The following is a 2,498-nucleotide window of genomic DNA, read 5'->3' on the forward strand; positions in this document are numbered from 1 at the left end:
CCTTTTCCTGCACCCTCTTGACAAAAGTGCAATCACTCTAACCTCTTACCGATGCCGCAACGGTCATGATATCGATTAAGTTATGCCGCTTCGTGCGATCTATTCGTGGGTCTTCTAACACGGCAAAATGGTCAGCAATTGTGATTTTAGGCTTGAGTTTCACGCAAACTGAGGCTTTTCTCTACTTTTATTCTGACTTTACCATTAATGCCTGATCGCTTTACCTCCCTGACACAAGCGATTAAACTTCTTTAAGTATATATGTACTACATTTAGATGCGTTCGCCCTACCCCACCCCCCGTGCAATTTTGACTGGAGTTAATTTTGGCTGGAGTTTGTTTTGTTGTCTTGATTTGTGAGCGAAGTAATTGAACTTGGTCGGGAGAAACCCAACACGAAGGTGAAGTAAGAGTATAAATGTTGGTAGTTCCAAGACGTTCTTGTATTTCAATCATTCCTGCGGCTACTAAAAGCTTGATGGCATTTTTGGCAGTTTTCAGAGCCATGTAACAATGTTTTGCCATGTTAGGAATAGACTCAAAACAACCACTGACACCTGCTCTTCTTTGGATATGCGCGTATAACCTAAATTCTTCAGATTCGAGAGGATAATCATCAAAGAAACCTGGAATAAAAACTCCAAAATCTGGACGATTATTTAATTCATTTACTGCTAAACTCATGATGATACACCTCACTAAATAATTTCTTTTCCCTCGGTTTACTATTGCTAATCGAGGGATTTGTTTTTAATCAGCAATCGGATGTGCAAATTCTTTAAAGCGCAGTTGTTCAAGAAGTTCATCTCATTAATTTGAAATTAGATAATAGGTACAGTAATGACTAATAAAGCACCTCAAACTGAATACGATTCGCCCTGGAAGCAGATGTTGCAGTTGTATTTTGAAGACTTCATGCAATTTTTCTTTCCTCAAGCCCATGCTCAAATTGATTGGAGCAGAGGTTTTGTATTTCTTGACCAAGAACTCCAGCAGGTAGTCCGGGATGCGGAATTAGGAAAGCGACTGATTGATAAATTGGTGAAAATCTATTGCATCGGGGGTGAAGAAGAATGGCTGTTGATCCATATTGAAGTCCAAAGCCAAGAAGAAACCGATTTTCCCAAGCGTATGTTTGTATACAACTACCGGATTTTCGACCGTTATAATCGCTCTGTTGCATCCCTGGCGGTACTGGGAGATGAGAATATAAAGTGGCGACCGAATCAATTTGGTTATGAATTGTTTGGTTGCACAGTTGATTTTCAGTTTCCTGTCATCAAGTTGTTAGATTATCAACAACAGATATCGGAGTTAGAAGCCAGCCGTAATCCTTTCGCTACAGTAGTAATGGCTCATTTGGCAGCAATGCAAACCAAGAGCGACAGGTTACAACGCAAGCAACAGAAGCTGGCTTTGGTACGTCGGTTGTACGAGCAGGGGTTTAACCGAGATGCTGTGCTGAATTTATTCGGTTTTATTGATTGGATGTTGACATTACCATTAGATTTAGAACGAGAGTTTAAAACAGAAGTAGAACAACTGGAGGCACAACAGTCTATGCCGTACATGACATCATTTGAGCGAATTACCTGAATAGAGGGATTGTTAGAAGCAATTGAATTAGGCTTAGAACTAAAATTTGGTACTTCTTCACTTGGGGTGATGGATGAAATTTCCCAAATTGAAGATGTTGAACAATTACGAGCAATTAAAGAAGGTATAAAAACAGCGACTACAGTTGATGAATTGCGTCAAATCTACCAATCCTTTACAACTGACAATCCCCCAGAAAATTAGCATTGAAGAGTTGAATATTTGGTTTTCAAGGTTCAGAAGACTTTGAGTGCCTAAATTAAGCAAAATTTACGCACTCAACGAAATATTTTCATCACAGCCCTCAACAGGTCGATCAAACTTATCCGCCTCGTCACCCCAATAATCCCAGTCCTCTCTAGACGAACGTGCGAACATCTCCAGCTTGGTCATATCAGGACACAACTTCTCAACAAGTTCAAAAAACTGTTCGGGTTTGCGCGAATGCTCTCTGCGTGGTGCGTGTAGGATAGTTGACTCGTTCGTAAGTGTGCGCCCTGCAAAAGCCCTCACATTGCCACGAACAGCCAAAGCACAATGTTCGGTCGAGTTCCGCAACCAATGACCGACACCCAGATGTGTTTTAGTACCGTCTTTCGTAACTTTTTCCCAAGTCAGAATAGTCTTGAGGTCAAACCCCCATGCCTGTAGGCATTGAGCCGCTTCAATCATGTGATTATTCGTGAACCATAAAAACAGAACACAGCTAGTTGGATGGCATAACTCACGAATGGGCAGTGCCAAAATTTCTTCAGTCCGCATTGGTTGGTAGGGAATACGGTTACGGTGAGTTTTGTCTTGATTGCGGAGGCGGTAAAACCAGGGCGGATCTATAACAATGCATTGGCAGTAAACCAAAAAGTTTTTCTCCAAAGAGCGATCGCTAAAATATTTACATTTTT

At 41.1% G+C, this 2,498-nt stretch carries 4 protein-coding genes; 2 read left to right on the forward strand and 2 right to left on the reverse strand.

What is annotated here, in order from left to right:
* Window positions 1-204 precede the first annotated feature (204 nt).
* Complete coding sequence (locus ACM0OY_RS40060; protein ID WP_414574247.1) at window positions 205-684, reverse strand: helix-turn-helix domain-containing protein; 480 nt, start codon at window positions 682-684, stop codon at window positions 205-207.
* A 156-nt stretch (window positions 685-840) separates the two neighbouring features.
* On the opposite strand from ACM0OY_RS40060, the gene ACM0OY_RS40065 reads away from it, so the two are divergent.
* Together ACM0OY_RS40065 and ACM0OY_RS40070 are read left to right on the forward strand one after the other, a co-directional pair.
* Window positions 841-1,596, forward strand: coding sequence for a cytosolic protein (locus ACM0OY_RS40065; protein WP_414574248.1), 756 nt, complete (start codon window positions 841-843; stop codon window positions 1,594-1,596).
* Between the two features lie 9 nt (window positions 1,597-1,605).
* Window positions 1,606-1,800 (forward strand): hypothetical protein, encoded by a 195-nt coding sequence (locus tag ACM0OY_RS40070; protein ID WP_414574249.1) that lies wholly within the window; start codon window positions 1,606-1,608, stop codon window positions 1,798-1,800.
* Between the two features lie 66 nt (window positions 1,801-1,866).
* Here the strand turns inward: ACM0OY_RS40070 and ACM0OY_RS40075 are convergent.
* On the reverse strand, window positions 1,867-2,498 hold a 632-nt coding region (locus ACM0OY_RS40075), incomplete at its 5' end, for an MT-A70 family methyltransferase (RefSeq protein ID WP_414574250.1).

It is taken from the genome of Nostoc sp. CCY 9925, from assembly GCF_963920935.1.
Lineage (GTDB): Bacteria > Cyanobacteriota > Cyanobacteriia > Cyanobacteriales > Nostocaceae > Nostoc.